General features: G+C 41.2%; 10 protein-coding genes. 9 read left to right on the forward strand and 1 reads right to left on the reverse strand.

Translation table 11 applies throughout. The features are described 5' to 3' along the window. Positions 1–730: 730 nt before the first annotated feature. A complete protein-coding gene (locus ACGE0T_RS13500) occupies positions 731–1,831 on the reverse strand; it encodes a GntR family transcriptional regulator (RefSeq protein ID WP_459187148.1) in 1,101 nt (366 codons plus the stop codon). Between the two features lie 306 nt (positions 1,832–2,137). Between ACGE0T_RS13500 and ACGE0T_RS13505 the strand changes: the two genes are divergently transcribed. The 9 genes from ACGE0T_RS13505 (at position 2,138) to ACGE0T_RS13545 (ending at position 19,221) form a co-directional block, all read left to right on the forward strand. Then, positions 2,138–3,616: a family 43 glycosylhydrolase gene (locus ACGE0T_RS13505; RefSeq protein ID WP_459187149.1), complete on the forward strand. Its 1,479-nt coding sequence runs from the start codon at positions 2,138–2,140 to the stop codon at positions 3,614–3,616. 12 nt (positions 3,617–3,628) lie between these two features. Beyond that, complete coding sequence (locus tag ACGE0T_RS13510; protein ID WP_459187150.1) at positions 3,629–5,053, forward strand: sedoheptulokinase; 1,425 nt, start codon at positions 3,629–3,631, stop codon at positions 5,051–5,053. A gap of 36 nt (positions 5,054–5,089) precedes the next feature. Then, positions 5,090–7,168 (forward strand): glycoside hydrolase family protein, encoded by a 2,079-nt coding sequence (locus tag ACGE0T_RS13515; protein ID WP_459187151.1) that lies wholly within the window; start codon positions 5,090–5,092, stop codon positions 7,166–7,168. Positions 7,169–7,501: 333 nt separating this feature from the next. Then, complete coding sequence (locus ACGE0T_RS13520) at positions 7,502–10,696, forward strand: SusC/RagA family TonB-linked outer membrane protein (RefSeq protein WP_459187152.1); 3,195 nt, start codon at positions 7,502–7,504, stop codon at positions 10,694–10,696. A 25-nt stretch (positions 10,697–10,721) separates the two neighbouring features. Beyond that, on the forward strand, positions 10,722–12,455 hold the full coding sequence (locus tag ACGE0T_RS13525) for a RagB/SusD family nutrient uptake outer membrane protein (protein ID WP_459187153.1): 1,734 nt from the start codon (positions 10,722–10,724) through the stop codon (positions 12,453–12,455). A 120-nt stretch (positions 12,456–12,575) separates the two neighbouring features. Then, positions 12,576–14,753, forward strand: coding sequence for a LamG-like jellyroll fold domain-containing protein (locus ACGE0T_RS13530; protein ID WP_459187154.1), 2,178 nt, complete (start codon positions 12,576–12,578; stop codon positions 14,751–14,753). Between the two features lie 12 nt (positions 14,754–14,765). Further along, positions 14,766–16,292, forward strand: a complete 1,527-nt coding sequence (locus tag ACGE0T_RS13535) for a GH32 C-terminal domain-containing protein (RefSeq protein ID WP_459187155.1) — start codon at positions 14,766–14,768, stop codon at positions 16,290–16,292. Positions 16,293–16,329: 37 nt separating this feature from the next. Then, positions 16,330–17,490: an MFS transporter gene (locus ACGE0T_RS13540; protein WP_459187156.1), complete on the forward strand. Its 1,161-nt coding sequence runs from the start codon at positions 16,330–16,332 to the stop codon at positions 17,488–17,490. A gap of 111 nt (positions 17,491–17,601) precedes the next feature. Next, a complete protein-coding gene (locus ACGE0T_RS13545) occupies positions 17,602–19,221 on the forward strand; it encodes a glycoside hydrolase family 172 protein (RefSeq protein ID WP_459187157.1) in 1,620 nt (539 codons plus the stop codon). Positions 19,222–19,238: the final 17 nt, after the last annotated feature.

Here is a 19,238-nt window from a genome sequence, read left to right on the forward strand (position 1 = left end):
CGCAATAACGGCAAATTTAATATCCTCTTCCCGTACAACTAAATACAAATTGTCATTTTGACAAAATGACAATCTATCCCCTCCATGCTTTACTTGTATGGGGCAATATCCGGCACAGATTGCAAATATGCAGCTCTTGTGAAGTTCAGCTTTATCAGTTTGTTGACGCAGATGGATTTCAGGCAGCTAAAAGATAGGACGCGAAATTTATTTATTAGACGCGGATGCCGCAGATAAACGCGGATTAATACATGTTATATATTTCTTAATCCGCGTTTATCTGCGGCATCCGCGTCTAATCATATTGTTATTGTTTTTGCAGAATAATAATCTATTTAATATCTATGTTAAGTCCGGTTTTCCAACTATTCCAGAACCGTGTCCATGCTTAATAACATCTTAAAACGAAACATATATGCTTTGATTTCAAAACATATATGTTTTAAAATCAAAGCATAGGTGTTTTGCCGCGCAGATTATTGTTTTTTTATGCGCAGACAGTTGGAATTAGTACCGCAACTAATTGAAATTACCCTTGGAATAGATGGGAATAAGTGCCGGATAATAGAAAAAATCCCCCTGATTCAATGCCCGGAAGTGCCTGGATTCCTCTGAAAAGCGGTATTTGTTCATTGTTCAAGTCAATAAAAAAGGGCTTACGCTGTAATAATGCCATTATTTATAGCAAAACCCTGACACTATGATTGACTGAGAAGCAATTACGAATTCTTTATTTCTTCCGTATAAAAACACTCGAATCCCGGGGTATAATTTCTCCGGTAAGATTGACAGCGACAGGAACGGCATTCCGGTTTTTTATTCGCCGTACCATCAACTCTACACTGACGTTGGCTATTTCTTCACAGGGTTGTTTGAAAGAAGTCAACGCATGTTTAAGATGCTGGGAATATTTCATATTATCATAACCGCAAATCAGCAAATCCGATGAGATTTTAAGTCCGATTGCATCAATGGTAGACATTAAGACAGCGGCTGTAGAATCGTTAGCACAGATTATACCTGTTTTTCCAGGAATAACCGGTATCTGTTCCACAAACTTTACATCTTCAGGATTTCCGCAATAAACATTACTTTCATTAAACGGGAGGTTATATTTTTGAACAACATCTTTAATTCCCGATAAACGCAACATCACAGAACTGGCAGAATCCGGGCGGTAGAAATAATGGATTAACTCACAACCAGCGTCTACCAGATGCTGCGCCATCAAACAACCGGCATTGAAGTTATCCAAAGAAACAAGGTCGAATGTGCTTCGTTCAGGAAAATTCAGCACATCGCGGTCTATCAGTATCAAAGGTATACCGGCATTCTTAATGTCTCTGCAAATACGAATATTTATTTCATTGGCATCCGGAACCCTTTCCAACGGAGAAAAGAAAATACCATCCACCTTTCTTTTTATATAATTATCACAACATGTTTCTATCAATGTCCTCCTTATACCGGCACTACTTGCCGTAGCCCCTTCCCAAAGACAATTAAAACGACCGCTTTCGGATAATTTCAGAAGCTGGTCGTTAATGATGGAAAATATTTCAGATTCTCCAGCCCCTGGCAATAATAACCCAAATGTGATTTCGGTAGATGTATTTTCATGGACAACAATAGTGCCTAACCCTTTCGTCTTTTTCAAATAACCTTCCGCCTGAAGCTGGTTGTACACCTTAGCTATTGTAGGGCGGGATACGGAATATTTCTGTGCAAGCGTCTGCTCTGTCGGTAATAATGAACCGGCAGGAAAATCGCCATTGGTTATTTCATCTTTCAGAGTGGTATAAATAGTCTTATAGTTAATCTTTACTTCCATCACTTGAGTTCTTTTATTATAAATGCAAATTTAATAATTATTTATCAACTGTTTACATATCTGTTTAAAATACGTGTCAAAAATATTTTTCCTTATTATTAATATACAACGACGTATGACAAACATTATTTTCCACAAATATACATACATTTTACCATATATGTAACATTAATGACAATAATATATTATCATATATATTCATTTTGTGTTTGCATATATAAAATTTAGTATTACATTTGCAGACGATATGAAGCATATCGGTTCAAGAAAAGAAAATTCCATCGTATAACTCTAATTCTACATATCATGAAGAAAATTGTATTATCAGTCTGTCTGTTTTCCGTAATCGGTGCAACAGCACAAGTTGTTAAGGATTATAATCCGGCTATCCAAAAAACTACGCATATCCAATATTTCAAACCGACGGAAGAACGTTTGTTTACCGGAGATTGCATGCCCTATTACCATAACGGTACATTCTACCTGTATTGGCTACTTGATGAAGGGCATCATTCGGGATTAGGCGGACTGGGCGGACACCAATGGGCATTAAGTACCTCCGAGGATTTAAAAACCTGGAAACATTATCCGGTTGCCGTCGGTATTGACGAAGAATGGGAAAAATCCATTTGTACCGGTTCTGTACTTGAAAATAACGGCAAATTTTATGCATTCTATTCCACTCGGGTAAAAGAAAACGGACAGGTACACGAACAACTCAGTTATGCTATAAGTACCGACGGAGGGAAAAAATATATCAAACAACAACCCAATCCTTTCTATTTCGCACCGGAAGAATGTGTAAGCCGGGATTTCCGCGACCCCAAAGCATTCAAAGATGAAAACGGACTATTCCACCTCTTTATCTCAGGATATAAAAAGAACCCTGAACTGGAAGGCTTCGGAGGCTACCTTGTACATCTGGTATCCAACGACCTGAAAAATTGGAAAGAAATAGAGTCCCCTCTTACCGGGCAGGTAGCCACCCCCGAATGTTCGGACTATTTTAAATGGAATGATTGGTATTATCTTCTTTACAGTGTAGGCGGAGATAGCTATTACGTAAAATCCAAACAACCTTACGGTCCTTGGGAATACCCTACGACACAAGCCTTTGTTGAAAGATGGGCAAGTGTATATAAAACTTCAGGTTTTAAAAACGGAAGAAGAATTGCAGTTGCTTATATGCCTTGCAGACGCGATGGAAAAGATAACGGAAGCGACATCTGGGGAGGAAACGCTTTACTTAGAGAGGTCAGCCAATTACCTGACGGAACACTTTATACCAAATTCCTTCCGGAAGTGCTCCCTGCAATGAAACCGGTACAAACCCCCGCAATCCAGATTCCGTCATCCAGCCGTACAGCATTGCTGAAAGGAGATAAGCTCATCATGAATGCACCTAATGGTATAAGTACAGCTTCTCTTCTAAATTTACCAGGTAACTATCGTATTACCATGGAAATACAACCGGATGGGAATTATGACGAACTGGGACTGTTTGTCAGGGCAACAGGCAAAGAAAAAAGAGGATATAAACTGGAACTTAACCCGAATAAAGAAAGTATCTTTATCCACAATACCGGGATAAATGGAGTAAAAGGCCTACGTGAACCTCTTATTTTAGACGTAATTGTAAAAAATGAATTCATCGATGTTTGCCTGAACAGCCAAAGATGCATCATTAATCGCCTCGCAGAACAAAAGGGGAAAAATATTTTCTTCTTTATCAAAAACGGCAGTGCTACTTTCAAAAATATAAAAGTACAAGAAATAACCGATTAAATTATAATTAATATGATACAGAACCCTTGCATAGTTGGTTTTGACTTTGGTACAACTTCACTGTCGGCTGTTGTAATCAGCCTGAAAAAGAAAAAAATAGAAAAAGAACTATGCTATACAACGAATGCTTATCTCCCTTTTGAAGAGGCATGGAGAAAGGAACAATCCCTGGATAAACTGTCGGCTTTATTCTTCAAGATATTGGATGAAATAAATGCCATTAAAGACATAAACATCGTATCATACGGATTTACCGGACAAATGCATGGCATTATCGGATTAAACCTGCAGGGAAAAGCTGTTACCAATCTGGTGACTTGGCAAGATAAAAGTGGAAACATGCTTTTGCCCGAAGGTATCAGCCTGTTGGAAAAAGTCCAAACATCCACATCCGATGCCCTTGCTAACGGATATGGCATTATTACTCTTTATAAATGGTTACACTGCGATAAAAGGACAGACATAACCGGTTTTTGTACGGTTGCCGATTACTTTGCATCAATGCTGGCAGAAACAAAACCGGATTATATGAATGAATCCAATGCACACAGCATCGGGCTTTTCAATATACAAACCTCGGAATGGGATCGGGAGGCTATCCGGAAACTTCAGATGGAAACTATTCATTTCCCTCGAATTTCATCCGATTCACAAATCATCGGTTATGCCAATAACATACCTGTAATTTGTGCCATAGGTGATAATCAAGCAAGTTTCTTAGGAAGTGTAACCAACCCGGAAGAAGCTATACTCCTAAATGCCGGAACAGGAACCCAACTATCCTGCCTCATCAACAAAGAAGATATAAAGATATATGAAAAATATATCGACGGATTTGAAACGCAGCTACGTCCTTATAATGAAACTTCATTTCTTTTAGCGACCAGCTTTATCAACGGAGGTTCGGTATATAAATCTTTATTCAATTTCTTCAAAGAAGTAGGTACAGTCCTTTTAGGCTCCACGCAGATAGACGAAAACATGTTATGGAAAAAAATGGAAGCATGCGGACAAGAAGTTTTGAATGAAACCAACCAACTGCAAATCTCTCCGCTTTTAGACGGACAGCGAAAAGATTTATCCCGAAGAGGTTCTATCGATAATCTGTCTGCTTATAACTTCCATCCGGGATACTTCATTTCCGGCTTTCTGACCGGATTGTCAGAATATTATATGACCGGCTTCTACCCAGAACTAAGGGAACGGACACACTATATCTGCGCAAGCGGGAACGGACTGAAACGAAACACGCTTTTCCGGAATATCATTGAAAAAACTTTCGGATGTCCTTTATATACGGTTGCCTACAATGAGGAAGCTTCAGTTGGAGCAGCCTTGAACGGAGCCATGGGTATCCATGCCATACAAAAAGAAGATTGTGGAATATTCTTATCCGCATTATCTGAAACCTCGGATAAGCAATCGGTTCATCCATAACAGAAATAATATACAAATTCATAAAAACAAACAGGAATGAAAAAGACGACTATTGCAAGAATCGCACTTGCCGTTGCCATGATTGGAACAATGATTTCCTCTGTGAAAGCCGAAAGTCCGGGACCTCGTGGAATTCAACTATTATCTTCCTCGTGGAACTTCAAGACAACAGGAGTACCCCAAAGTAGCCTGGATATCCGGAAATCTCAGAACGTATTTCAAGCTCCGGCAAACACTGAAAACGGATTTACCCTCAAATTTACAGCAGACTTGAAAAAACCGGAACGGGAAACCTGCCTCCTTGAAATACCTTGGGTATTAAGTGTCAACCTCCGGCAAAGTAATCCGTTGGAACGAAGCCGCCAGAACTATCCGGCGTTTAAAATGCAGGACGGAACTGTACCTGTGCTGGAAGCCAGTCTTGCGCTCCAATCTTCAACAGATAAAACCATCAGACAAGATATGACCATCGGTTTCCCGCTTGCCATGCTCGATAATCCGGAAGGAAAGCATGAAATCACACTCAACTTTTCAGGAGTAAACTGGAGTATTTATGTAGATGGGAAACTGGTAGACAATGATTTTCCTTTAGGATACCCTAACTGGAAAGAAAACAACAGTTGGCATATCAATCCTCAATATGTACAGGAAGCATCCCTATATCTTCCTGCATTACAAGCGGAAAGAGTGCAGGCAAATGGTCCCGAAATAAGTCAGGATATCCAATACTGGACTCCCCGTTGGCATAATGCTTGGGTGGGCGATGTCGTTACGTTTTTCCATAACGGACGGTACCATTTATTCTATCTGTTTGACCGCCGAGGACATGGAAGCAAATTCGGACGGGGCGGACATTATTTCGAACACCTATCCACTGCCGACTTCCTGACATGGACTGAACATGAACCGGCAACCCCTATCGAACATCAATGGGAAACATTCGGTACCGGTACACCTTTCCTGTTTGATGGCAAATTCTGTATCAGTTACGGACTTCATACCACACGTATATATCCGAAAGAACAGACCGCCTTACCCATCCAATGGGATTATCTGGAAAAACATGGCAAATCAGGTTCTTTCGATTATGACACTATGACTTGTATTCCGGCAGGTTCCACTTATTCTATCAGTGAAGACGGTATCTCCAAGTTCAAGAAAACCCATATCCTGTTCCACCCTTGTGAAAACCCAAGTATTTATACAGATCCGGAAGGAAAACTGAAAATGCTTGCTAATTACGGAGCCAAAGGAACATGGGATTCCGAAACAATAAACCACGGCTGGCATAGCACCAACCCGAATTTTCCACTGGGAGGTGACTGTACATTCTTCTTCCGTTGGGGTAATTTCGATTACATACTCGGAGGCTTTACCCGGCAATGGGCAAAACCGGCAAATGCCCCGGAAAGCGCCTACACGGATATTGTTAGTTTAGGACAAGATTTCTATAACGGATTAAGCGTCCCGGCTGTTACTGAGATCAAAGACGGACGTTTCCTGATGGCAGGCTGGTTACAGTCAAGAGCATGGGGTGGTCCACTGGTTATCCACGAATTAATTCAGTATCCGGACGGAAGAATCGGAACAAAGTGGATGGATGAAATAACTCCTGTAACCGAAAAACCTAAGACTCTGGTCCGTAAACTGACTAAAACAGAAATTTTACCGGCAGAAAATACTTCATTCCTATTATCATTTGATGTTCTTCCCTCAAAAACTCAAAAGGGCAAAGTCGGCATTGTATTCTTATCGGAAGACGGAGAACAAAATGCTTGTGAATTGCAGATAAACCCGAATGAAGGAATAGCCCAATATGCCGATGGTTCAACAAAGCAGTTCGCAGGAAAAGAAAAGTCACTCCGGGAAGGCGGGAATCCCCAACAGGCACGTAATTACGCAATTGAAAACCTGATTGATACAAACAAGCCTTTCACTGTACGTCTGATAGTTAAAGGAACAGATAAATTCGGAGGTTCTGTTATCGACACGGAAATAGCAGGACAACGTACAATGGTAACTTACCGTCCCGAACTGATTGTAAAACAGTTACTATTCCGCAGTGAAGATGTAAATATTAAAAATATTAGGTTAGCACCGCTTCAACATCCATAAAAATAATTGTTGTAAAATAATATTTGCTTATTCACCTCAAAGCACGGATTTTCAAAAGATCCGTGCTTTTTACATTTATAAAGCACTGATATACATAGATATTATCCAAAACCAAGCAATACATAAGTAAAGACAAAGCAGTGAATTCGATAATAATATGTAAAACATACCCTTTTAAAAACAAATAAATATTTTATCATATATACAACATTTTTGTTTGCATATATAAATTTTATAATTACATTTGCATCGGTTAGTGATTACATACAAACTCTATCATCAGACCACATACGATTGTATATTCCTTAAGTTTAATAATAAATACTCTATTTCATGAATCAAGTAAAAACTAAAATGAAGCAATCCGCATGCCGACTGGCATTTCTTGCTTCCTTATGTGTTATTCCTGTACATGTTTTCGGAACGACAACGACTGATTCAATGCTTTCAGTAGTTCAACAAAAGAAAACTGTGACAGGAAAAGTGGTAGATGAACAAGGAGAACCTCTACCCGGTGTAACCATTGTTGAAAAAGGGAGAACAAGCAATGGTACGATTTCCGATATGGATGGAAACTTTTCACTAGCAACAACAAGCGATGACGGTACGCTTGAATTCAGTTTTATCGGTTACAAAACAACCTCCATTCCTATTAAAAAAGCAAATAATGCCACAATCACCATGACTGAAGACGCACTCAATCTTGATGAAGTCGTCGTTACCGGTTATACCAGTCAGAAGAAAGCAGACCTCACAGGTTCCGTATCTGTTATCAAGGTAGACCAAATCAGGTCCAGCTCAACAGGTAGCGTTATGCGTGCTGCTCAGGGTAAAGTTGCAGGTATGTCCGTTTCGGCAAACGGTTCACCTAATCCATCCGCCACAATCCGTATACGTGGAGAAGGCACTCTGAACAACAATGATCCGTTGTATATCATTGACGGTACGCCAACCACCCGCTCCATGGAAGAACTGGCAACAATGGATATCGAATCCATGCAAGTATTGAAAGATGCATCTTCCGCCTCTATCTATGGTTCACGTGCAGCCAATGGTGTTATTATCATCACCACCCGCAAAGGGAAAAAAGGAACAACCGTCGATTTTAAAGCATCCTACACGGTAGTAAGCAAAAAGAAACCCTATGAATTGATGAATACCGAACAACGTGGTATTGCACAATATTGGGCTATCAAAAATGACAATCCGGATGCTAATCCCAGTGAAGTAGGTATCGGTGGATTATACAAATATGAAGACCACCAAGATGCCAACGGTAACTTTGTTCTCGACAAAGTTAGCTGGAATGAATGGCTCGATCCGGAAACAAAAACTATGCGCTCTGCCGATACGGACTGGCAAAAAGAGATATTACGTACCGGACACGTACAACAATACAATGTCACCCTTTCCACTGGAAACGATAGCGGTAATGCTCTGTTCGCTCTGGATTATTATGATAATAAGGGTACCATTAAGGGTAGCTTCTTCAATCGTTTCAACGGACGTGTCAACACAAACTATTCCTGGTTGGACGGACGCGTAAAAGTCGGTGAAAACATGACTGTATCCAAGTGGCGTCAAAGCTCGAATATCGGAGACGGTAACCTGGGCGGTTGTAAATCGCTTATGTCCATCGTTCCGGTTCATACTGTCGATGGCGAAGGCTGGGGAGGCCCGGTCGGAGGTATGAGCGACCGTCAGAATCCCGTTCGTCTTATCGAAGATAATATGCAGAACCATCAGGACAACCTTCGTCTGTTCGGTAACGGATATATCAACATTGAATTTTTAAAAGGACTGGTTTTCCGCTCTTCTTTCGGTATCGACCTTACAGGTTTCTGGAAAAAGACAATGGATCTGAGATACAAATCCGGCTTCATGAGCGAAGATAAGAACAAAGTATATGAAGAAGCCAGCTATGACTTAAACTGGAACAACAGTAATGTCTTGCAATATGTATTCGACCTGGGAAAAAACAATTTCGATGTAATGCTCGGGCAGGAAACAATCCGTCATAATTACAACAAACTTTGGGGAAGCCGCAGGGTATACGCATTGGAGAATCCGGATTACATGCAATTGGATTCCGGTGAAGACGAAAAAGACAACGGAGGTAATGCAATCGGCAACACAATGATTTCCTGGTTCGGAAAAATCAACTATAATTATGACAACCGTTACCTGGCATCCGTTACATTACGCCGTGATGCTTCATCCGTATTCGGTTCCAACAACCGTTGGGCCACATTCCCTGCATTCTCTTTGGGATGGTCATTGAAAAACGAAAAATTCCTGAGTGAACTTTTATCCAAAGTATCCCAATTAAAACTCCGCTATGGCTGGGGACAAAATGGTAACTCACAAATTGACGCCTATGCTGCATATCAAATGTATATGCCGCTTTATGATGTAGGAAATATTGATGACTGGAACTGGGGTACGGCTTATGATATCACAGGAAGCGGCGGCAACCTGCCTTCCGGTTATCACAGGACTCAAAGAGGTAACCCGAACCTGAAATGGGAAACGACTTCACAACATAACTTCGGTCTTGATTTCGGTTTCTTCGATTCCAAATTCAGCGGTTCTTTCGATTACTACCTGAAATATACCCGCGATATCCTAATGAAACCGGGTACTGTTGCCACACTCGGAGAAGGTGCTCATATGTGGTTGAACGGAGCGGATATAGATAACAAAGGTTTTGAATTGACTTTGAACTATTCGGATAAATTCGGTGAAGTAGGTTTCGACATAAGCGGCGTATTCTCACACAACAAGCAAAAAATCATGAATGTGCCGGACGATGTAATCAACAACTTCGCCGGTAATGGTAAAGAAGATAATATTTTGGGACGTCCGAAGAATTCTTTATATGGTTATGTGGCCGACGGCTTGTTCCAGAATGATGAAGAAGTTAAAAATGCCCCGACCCAGGTTGGTGCAGCCCCGGGACGTATCCGTTATAAAGACCTTAATAACGATGGTAAAATAGACAGTGATGACCGTACATGGATAGGTGACGAGAACCCAGCTCTTGAATACGGTGTTACAATCGGTCTTACTTACAAGAATTTCGACTTCAGTATTTTCTTCAACGGTGTAGCCGGCAAAGATTTGAACGTTAGCGGATGGAAGAGCTGGACTGATATCTATGCCCTGAGTACCTCCGGGGAAAACTATGGAACCAGAATGCTGGATGCGTGGACTCCGACCAATACATCCTCCACTATCCCGGCTTTATCTATCAACAACTATAATGATGAAGGTCGTTTCTCCACTTATTTTGTCGAAAGCGGTTCCTATCTGAAAATCAGAAATGCCGAATTAGGCTATACCATACCGGAACGGGTGACCAAAGCAATCAAAATAAAACGTGCGCGTTTCTCACTTCGTGCCGACAATATCGCCACGTTGAAAAAAGGATGGGGCAAGAATGCCTATACCGGTCTTGACCCGGAAACTCCGGGAAGCAGCTATCCGCTTCCATTCTCTATGACAATGGGTGTAAATGTAACATTCTGAAATGAACTGAAAAACTGATAATAAAATGAAAACAATCCAATTAATAAGTTCCGTACTTTCTTTGTCGTTTTTACTTTCCTGTACTTCCCTTTTGGATGAAAAACCTCAGGGAGTAATCGACGACAGTGATTTGAACAGTGCAGAAAAAGTTGAACAAATGGTTATTGCCGCTTATTCTTTCTGCGGGCAGAATCATTTTAACAAACAATTCGGTATGCCTTACGAAGAAGGTTCCGTACGAGGAGGCGAAGCATATAAAGGCGGTTCCGGTACAAACGACAATGCAGAAAGAAACCTCTGGGAAACATTCACATACATGCAAGCTACCACTTCCGGCGATTTGGACAACCTTTGGTGGGTACATTATGTAGGAGTGGGACGTGTACACGATGCTCTTCGCAGGGCGCAAGCACTCAGTGAAGATGAGTTTCCCTTGAAAAACCAACGGATTGCGGAACTCCGCTTCCTGCGTGGACATATCTACATGTACATGAAATTATGTTTCCGGTTCTTCCCGTACATAGACGAAAACACTCCGACAGACGAGTATGACAAAGTCAGCAATGACACATTGACCGACCAGGAATTATGGGGTAAACTGATTGACGACTTCCGCTTTGCTGTCGCAAACCTACCGGAAAAACAGACGGAAGTTGGTAGACCGACCCGTTTCGCTGCAGAAGCTTATTTGGCTAAAACACTGTTGTTTGCAGCCTACGAACAGAATGAAACTAATCAGGTAATAAATATCAATAAAGAAAAACTGACTGAAGTAGCTGAACTCTGCAAAGATGTAATAGACCATTCAGGAAAAAGCCTGTTCCCGAATTTTGCCCATAACTTCTTATGGGAATATGAAAACGGGCAGGAAAGTTTGTGGGCCATTCAATACTCTGCCAACAACGATAATTCTCCGGTTGGAAGAAATAATGCCTGGTTAATCTATCCGGTCAATTCCGAATACGGATGCTGCGGATTCCTGCAACCTTCCGTAAATATGATGAACCGCTTCAAGACAGTAAAAGGTGTACCTGATTTTGAAAATTTCAACACAGGAGAAATGCTGGATAATAAAGAAGCATTTTCCAAAATCCCGATGGACCCACGCTTAATGCATACCGCATGTGTTCCGGAAATGCCCTGGAAGTATGATCCTGAATTCATCATGGAAAAAAGTTGGGTTCGTACCCCTGAAGTATATGGCTACTCTATGAGCCAGAAGCTGATAGTTCTTCCCTCCTGCCCTTGTTTCAGAAAGACAAACCCGTTCATGGGTAGCGGGCTGAATTACGATGTACTCCGTCTGGACGAAGTTATGTTGTGGAGAGCTGAAGCATTGATTCAATTAGGTGGACAGGCAAACTTATCCGAAGCATTAAGTTTAATCAACGAGATACGCCAACGCGCTGCAACCAGCACGGATAATTTGAAGTTTGCAGATGGAACACCTACTGGCAAATTTGAAGTAAACGCCTATATTCCGGGAGTCAATTGTCCGGCATGGGATCAGGAATTTGCATTCAAAGCTTTAAGATGGGAACGTAACCTCGAATTCTGTACAGAAGGCAAATGGTTCTTCGACCTGGTCCGCTGGGGTATTGCAGCTGAAGAAATGAATGCCTATTTCAAAGTGGAAAAAACAAGACGTTCCTATTTGAAAGACGCTCAATTTACCAAAGGACGTGATGAATACTTCCCTATTCCACAAACACAAATCAGTTATGTGAAAGGATTGTATAAGCAAAATCCGGGTTACTAATCCCAGGATATAAACAGATTGTTGCAATGATTTATGAATCTTGCAACAATCTGTTTTCTTCAAGCCGTTACCACATAATATATAATCTTGTATAAATCTTTCCTGAAAAACAAACAGTTTATGAAAAAGACAAACCTCACCAGAATAATATGTTCAGCTATATTATTCGTATCCTGCCAGTCTCCAGAATACTTTAAGGATGCTGTTGCCGCATGGTCATTTTCAGATCTGAATGACCAGACTGAAATAAACAGTCCGTTGGCTTCTCATGGAGAGATTCATTATATAACCCTCGACAGCCAAGAAGCTAAAGCATCGGTGACAAGAGGAGGCGACGGTAAAGCAATCCGGTTAAAAAACGGTTCATTAAATGCCGGACAAGGTATTGGGGAAAAACTGAACTTAACCGGAAAAAACATATCGATTCTCGCCAGAATCAAAGCAGAAGAAATAACAAACGGTTCTCTTCCCATACTGAACAAAGACGGAAACGACCAAAGTATTTCCTATAGTTTATCCCTGAATGCAATTGATAACGAAACTTATATTGAAGTAAAAATAGGAAGCGATGAAATCGGAGGCGCCCACCTATTGAAATATAAACTCACAAAAGAAGAGTACACGGAATGGCACGATATTTTATTCCGGTTCAATGGCAAAACCTCGGAACTATATATTGACGGAATACTCCGGGATGATGAAGTGACAGTCGGAGAAATCAGAGACTGGAACCGTCAACCTCTTTTAATCGGGACAAACCCTTCAGGAGAACAATTCAACGGGTTAATCGACCACATTGTTTTATGGAACCGCTATCTTACCAATGAAGAAATACAAAAATACTCCGGAGTAACCTCTTTAAAAGATGGACGCCCGGATTATTATCAGGAAACATACAGACCGCAATTCCACTTCTCTGCAAAGAAAAACTGGTTAAACGACCCAAACGGTTTGGTTTATTATAATGGAATTTATCATTTATTTTTTCAATATATGCCGCCCCACCGTCCGGGGGCTTATAAAGATTGGGGACACGCCACCAGTACTGACTTAGTACACTGGACACAGATACCCAATCATATCACACCTCATAAAGTATGGTCGGGTTGCTGGTCCGGCTCTGCCATTGTTGATGAAAACAATGTTGCCGGTTTTCAAGATGGAGACGAAAAGACAATCGTTGCCTTTATTACAAACGGCGGAGACCCTGGAAGAGGATTAGGTCCTTTGTGCACTCAATGTATTGCTTACAGTACTGACGGAGGATACACATTTAATTATTACGACCAAAATCCTGTAATCAACAACATACACAATGCAAACCGGGATCCTAAAGTAGTCTGGGATGAAGATTCTCAAAAATGGATTATGTCACTTTATATGGATGAACCCAATAAATTCGGATTATTCTCTTCTCCCAACCTGAAAGAATGGAAATACCTGTCTACCGTTTTATTAGAAGGAGTTTCCGAATGCCCGGGGTTTTGCCCGCTCCCTGTCGACGGAGATAAAAAGAATAAGAAATGGCTCTTTTTCGGTGCTAATGGGAATTATAGAATCGGCTCCTTTGACGGGACGAATTTCATACCTGAAACAAACGTTTTGCAAGGAGATTATGGTATGAACTTCTATGCAGCCCAAACCTGGAGCAACTCTCCCGACGGTAAGTGCTACCATATTGCCTGGATGCCAACCAAACGTTTACCGGGAATGCCTTTCGAACAACAAATGAATTTCCCGACAGAAGTGACTTTACGAACAACAGCCAATGGCATGCAAATGTATCGGATGCCGGTTTCCGGTATTTCCTCACTTTACGAAAAGCGGGAAAGCTGGAATAACCGGACAATAAAAAAAGGAGATAACCCATTTCAGGAAATGAATGGAGAGTTGTATGATATAAACCTGGAAATAGCCATGCAACAAGCATCGTCATTAGATATAGGGATACGGGGAGCCGTTATCCATTATGATGCGGCAAAAAAGAGTATCAAATGTGGCTCTCCATCCATTGACGAGCAAACGCTTTCACAAAATTGGTGGAGCCCGAAAAGAATAAATATCACATCTTCAAACAACATGGGAGAAGCTCCTTTATCTCCGGAAAATGGAAAAATTAAACTGCGTATTCTTGTAGACCGTACCACTATAGAGATATTCGGGAATGATGGACAGATCGTAATCACATCCTGTTTCTTGCCGGAAAAGGATAATAAATCTTATTCGTTAACTTCCAATGGTGAAATTCTTTTAGTCAATGCAGAGGTCCATTCATTAAAGTCTGCATGGGCAAACTAATATCGTATGAGTATGAAAAAGATATATACAAACAGAATAGCTGGAATAATCGTCCTATTGTTATGTTTTTATTCCTGCCATAACAAAACTACAGGTGAAGACAAATACCAGCCTCAGATGCATTTCTCTTCCGGTAAAAACTGGACGGGCGAACCATCCGGGCTCGTTTATTCCGATGGAGAATACCATCTTTTTTATCTGCATAATCCTTCTGATGCCGTACTCGGAAATATCGGCTGGGGACATGCGGTCAGTCGCGACCTTGTCAAATGGGAAGAACTGCCGGTAGCTATCCCGGCCGACGCTCTCGGACAAATTTATTCCGGCAGTGTTATTGTGGATTCACAAAACACCTCCGGCTTGGGTTCGGACACCACATCCCCCTTCATCGCATTCTTTACCTACCAAAATGATAAAGGGACTCCGGACAGACCAGTCTACATGGCTTACAGCCTCGACAAAGGTCTTTCATGGACTAAGCCGGAAGCTCCAATAGTAAAAGACAACCAATATCAGCAATTATACAACCCGAATGTATCCTGGAACGAAAACTTAAATAAATGGTTGATGACTGTTTCCACCGGTTCCACAATCCGTTTCTACTCTTCTTCCGATTGCCGGCATTGGACTTACCTGAGTACATTCGGCGAAGGACTGTTTTCCGAAGGCAACTGGGAAAGTTCGTCATTCTTCCCTCTTCAGGTTACCGACAGCGGACAGACAAAATGGGTATTAACCGTCACAATGAACGGAGGCCCGGCAGACGGAGCACCCGGCATACGGTATTTTGTCGGAGATTTTAACGGTACAAGATTCAAAATCACCCAAACACAGGAATTGTGGGTAGACTATGGCAAAGATAATTGCGCAGGCATCACACTTTCCGGAAAAAATCCGGTCATGCTAAGCTGGATGAATAGCTGGGATTACGCAAACCTGCTACCGACCCAACAAGGACGCGGAAGTCTAACCTTCCCCCGTACACTAAGTCTGAAAGCGGAAGGTAATTATTATATCCTTGCCTCCCGCCCTGTACAAGCAATAGATAACTATATCCGAAACACCTATTCCTCGGAAGAAAAGATAAAATATACCGGAGAAAGAAAAATATTCAGTGATATACCTTTTCCTAAAGAGCCGTTTATCCTGAAACTTTCATTCGATAATACCAACCGGCGAGCCATATGGGGAGCAAGAGATTATGGAATCCGTTTCATAACAGAATCAGGTAAACGAATCGCCATCGGATACCAAGCCGAATTAAATTCCTTTTATATAGACCGTAGCCAACTCAGAGAACAGTCTTTTTCCGAGAGTTTCGACCGATTAGTAGGAGCAACCTATTCACACTATGGACCAACTACAGACTGGTATATATTGGCAGACCATAATTCGGTCGAACTGTTTGCCTGTGAAAACAGAGTTGCTTTAACCTCTCTTTCTTTTCCGGAAGAGCCTTTCGTGGCCTTCGAATTATATTCGGACAAAGGAAACACTACATTACTGGAAGCATCCCTCAGCTTGTTAAAAGACAAATAAAACGGACGAGATAAACAATTACTAAAAAACAAATTATATGAAGAAAGAAAGTATTATTCCACGTATCATCCCTGTTATGCTGGCGTTTTTTACGATGGGATTTGTCGATTTGGTCGGTATTGCCACCAATTATGTAAAAAATGATTTCAGTCTGTCCGATACGGCTGCCAATTCATTTTCAGTGATGGTTTTCCTTTGGTTCCTGATATTTTCGGTACCAACCAGTATGTTAATGAATAAAATCGGAAGGAAAAAGACTGTTCTTTTAAGCATGGTCCTGACACTTGTCGGGCTGATCATTCCCTGTCTGATTTATGACAGTATCAGCATGTTCATCGCCTTTTCTTTTATAGGAATCGGGAACACGATCATACAGGTATCCCTCAATCCTCTATTAGCCAATATGGTAAATCCTGACAAACAATCCAGTTTTCTCACATTAGGGCAATTCGTTAAAGCCATTGCTTCCGCCATTGCACCGATTCTTGCTGCAAAAGCTGCCCTCTACTATGGAAACTGGAAATTGCTCTTTGTCGTATTTGCCGTAGTAGATGTAATTGCCATCTTCTATCTGATGAGTACCCCGATTAAAGAACCGACAGAAAAAAATCAATCTTCTTCGTTTCGCGAATGTATCAGTCTGCTTAGTAACGTCATCATCGTTCTTTTTTTCCTTGGAATTCTGGTTCACGTAGGCATAGATGTCGGAGTTAATATTACAGCTCCGAAACTTCTACAAGAAAGAGTTGGCATTTCACTCTCGGAAGCCGGATATGTAATTAGTCTGTATTTCTTCTTACGTACCATCGGATGCTTTTCCGGAACATTTATTTTGGCATGGTTCTCACCAGTCAAATTCTTCATGATCAGTGTATTCATGATTATGGCCGGTATTATAGGACTATACTTCAGCCAAAGTTTACTTGCTATTTATATATGCATAGGACTCATTGGCTTTGGTAACTCTAATATATTTCCTATTATTTTCTCAAGTGCGTTGGGCTATATGCCGACCCGGCATAATGAAATATCCGGATTAATGATCATGGGGATCATAGGAGGCGCTATCTTCCCTGTTTTGATGGGCGTTGCTTCCGACACAATGGGAGGACAAACCGGCGCGGTGATCGTATTAACGATTTGCGCATGCTACTTGTTATTCCTAATGACCAAAATGAAAAAAATCAATCACACTTAAAAGGAAAGAAGGAATCTCTCAAGAAGAATAAAACCATCTTAGCAGGTTCTGGCAGACAGAATTAAAAAGAATTCACTTCTGCATGATTTATTAACTTCATAATTATACACGATGAAAACTACTACTTTATATTATTTGTATAGCTTTGCAATTCTTTTTTCCATCTATTCCTGCAAAGGACCTGATTATTCTTCTTGCAAAGATAAGATTAATTTAGAATCATTGATGGACGAAATGATCGATGTAGAAGCAGAACCCTGTTTTCCCGCTCCAACTTTTACAACCAAACATATATCCAGTTATGATCGCAGGTCAGTAACACCAGGCACTCCATCATGGCATGCCAATCATGATAATACAGGATTCATTCGTTATGAAGCCAACAACGGGCGGGTAGAGAAAGTATTATTCGACGAAGAAGGTCCTGGTGTACTCACCCGAATACTGACTACGGGCGGTGCCGATGGCGCTAATCTTCGTATCTACTTTGACGGCGAAAAAGAAGCCAGCATTCTTATTCCCGCTTATGACATTTCTCTATTTCCGCTAAACATCCCCAAAGGATTATTGTACAAACACGAGCACTATTCTACTACACAAGGAAGTAGTTTCTACTATCCTCTTCCTTATGCACGAAGCTGTAAAATAACAGTAGACAACGTAGACCGAGATTACTTCTTCCATACGTCCTGCCGCACGTATCCTAAAGGGACTAAAGTCCAAACTTTTACCCTCCAAGACGGAGAGGCTCTACAAGATAAGGCACAAAAACTCAGTGAACAGCTCATGCACCCCAAAGCATATACTGAAAACCTGGAAATTAAAGAGAGCAGATTAACTGCCCATTCATCTCTAAGCATGCCACTTCCCGAAGGAGAAAAAGCAATCCGAAACCTCTCGATACATGTATCAGAGGTCGATTCCGCCAACTATTCTTCAATAATGCGTAATCTGATAGTCAAAATCTCTTTCGATGGCGTTCAAACAGTATGTGTACCATTAAGTGATTTGACAGGAGCTGGTATGGGAGCCCCCGCCGTCCGCAGCTATTATCTGGAAGCAGACGGAAAAGGATATTCAAGGCTACGTTTTGTCATGCCTTATCGGCAGAAAGCCAACATCGAAATCGAAAATATTTCCGAAAACACCGCCAATATCAAGATAGAGGCTTGTGTTTCTGCATGGAAATGGTATGCTAACACACTATATTTCCATGCGGGATGGAAGCAAGAAAACGGATTGGAGACCAACCGTGGTTTGGATTATAATATGGGGACCTTACAGGGAAGAGGCGTTTTTAAAGGTGACATGCTCTCTTTGTATAATCATTGCCCACGCTGGTATGGCGAAGGTGATGAACATATCTGGATAGATAATGAAGAATTCCCTTCTCACTTCGGTTGTGGCACGGAGGATTACTATAATACAACTTTCGCACCTATCCATCCTTACTTCAATCCCTTCGGCGGTGCTCCCCGGGAAGACGATGAGGCTTCGAGAGGATACAATACCTTTGTTCGTACACGAAATCTGGATATCATTCCTTTCAACGAACATTTACAATTCGATTTCGAATTGATCAGCTGGGACGGCGGGCAAGTAGATTATGCATCTACCTTGTTCTGGTATGGTGATTTAGAAACTAAAATGACAAATATTTCTGAGAGCAAAGAAGCTTTATACACCCTGCCTCCCGCTATCTATACAGACAAACGAACGATACATCGTTAGGATTCACATTCCCCATC

It is taken from the genome of Parabacteroides sp. APC149_11_2_Y6, from assembly GCF_054506995.1.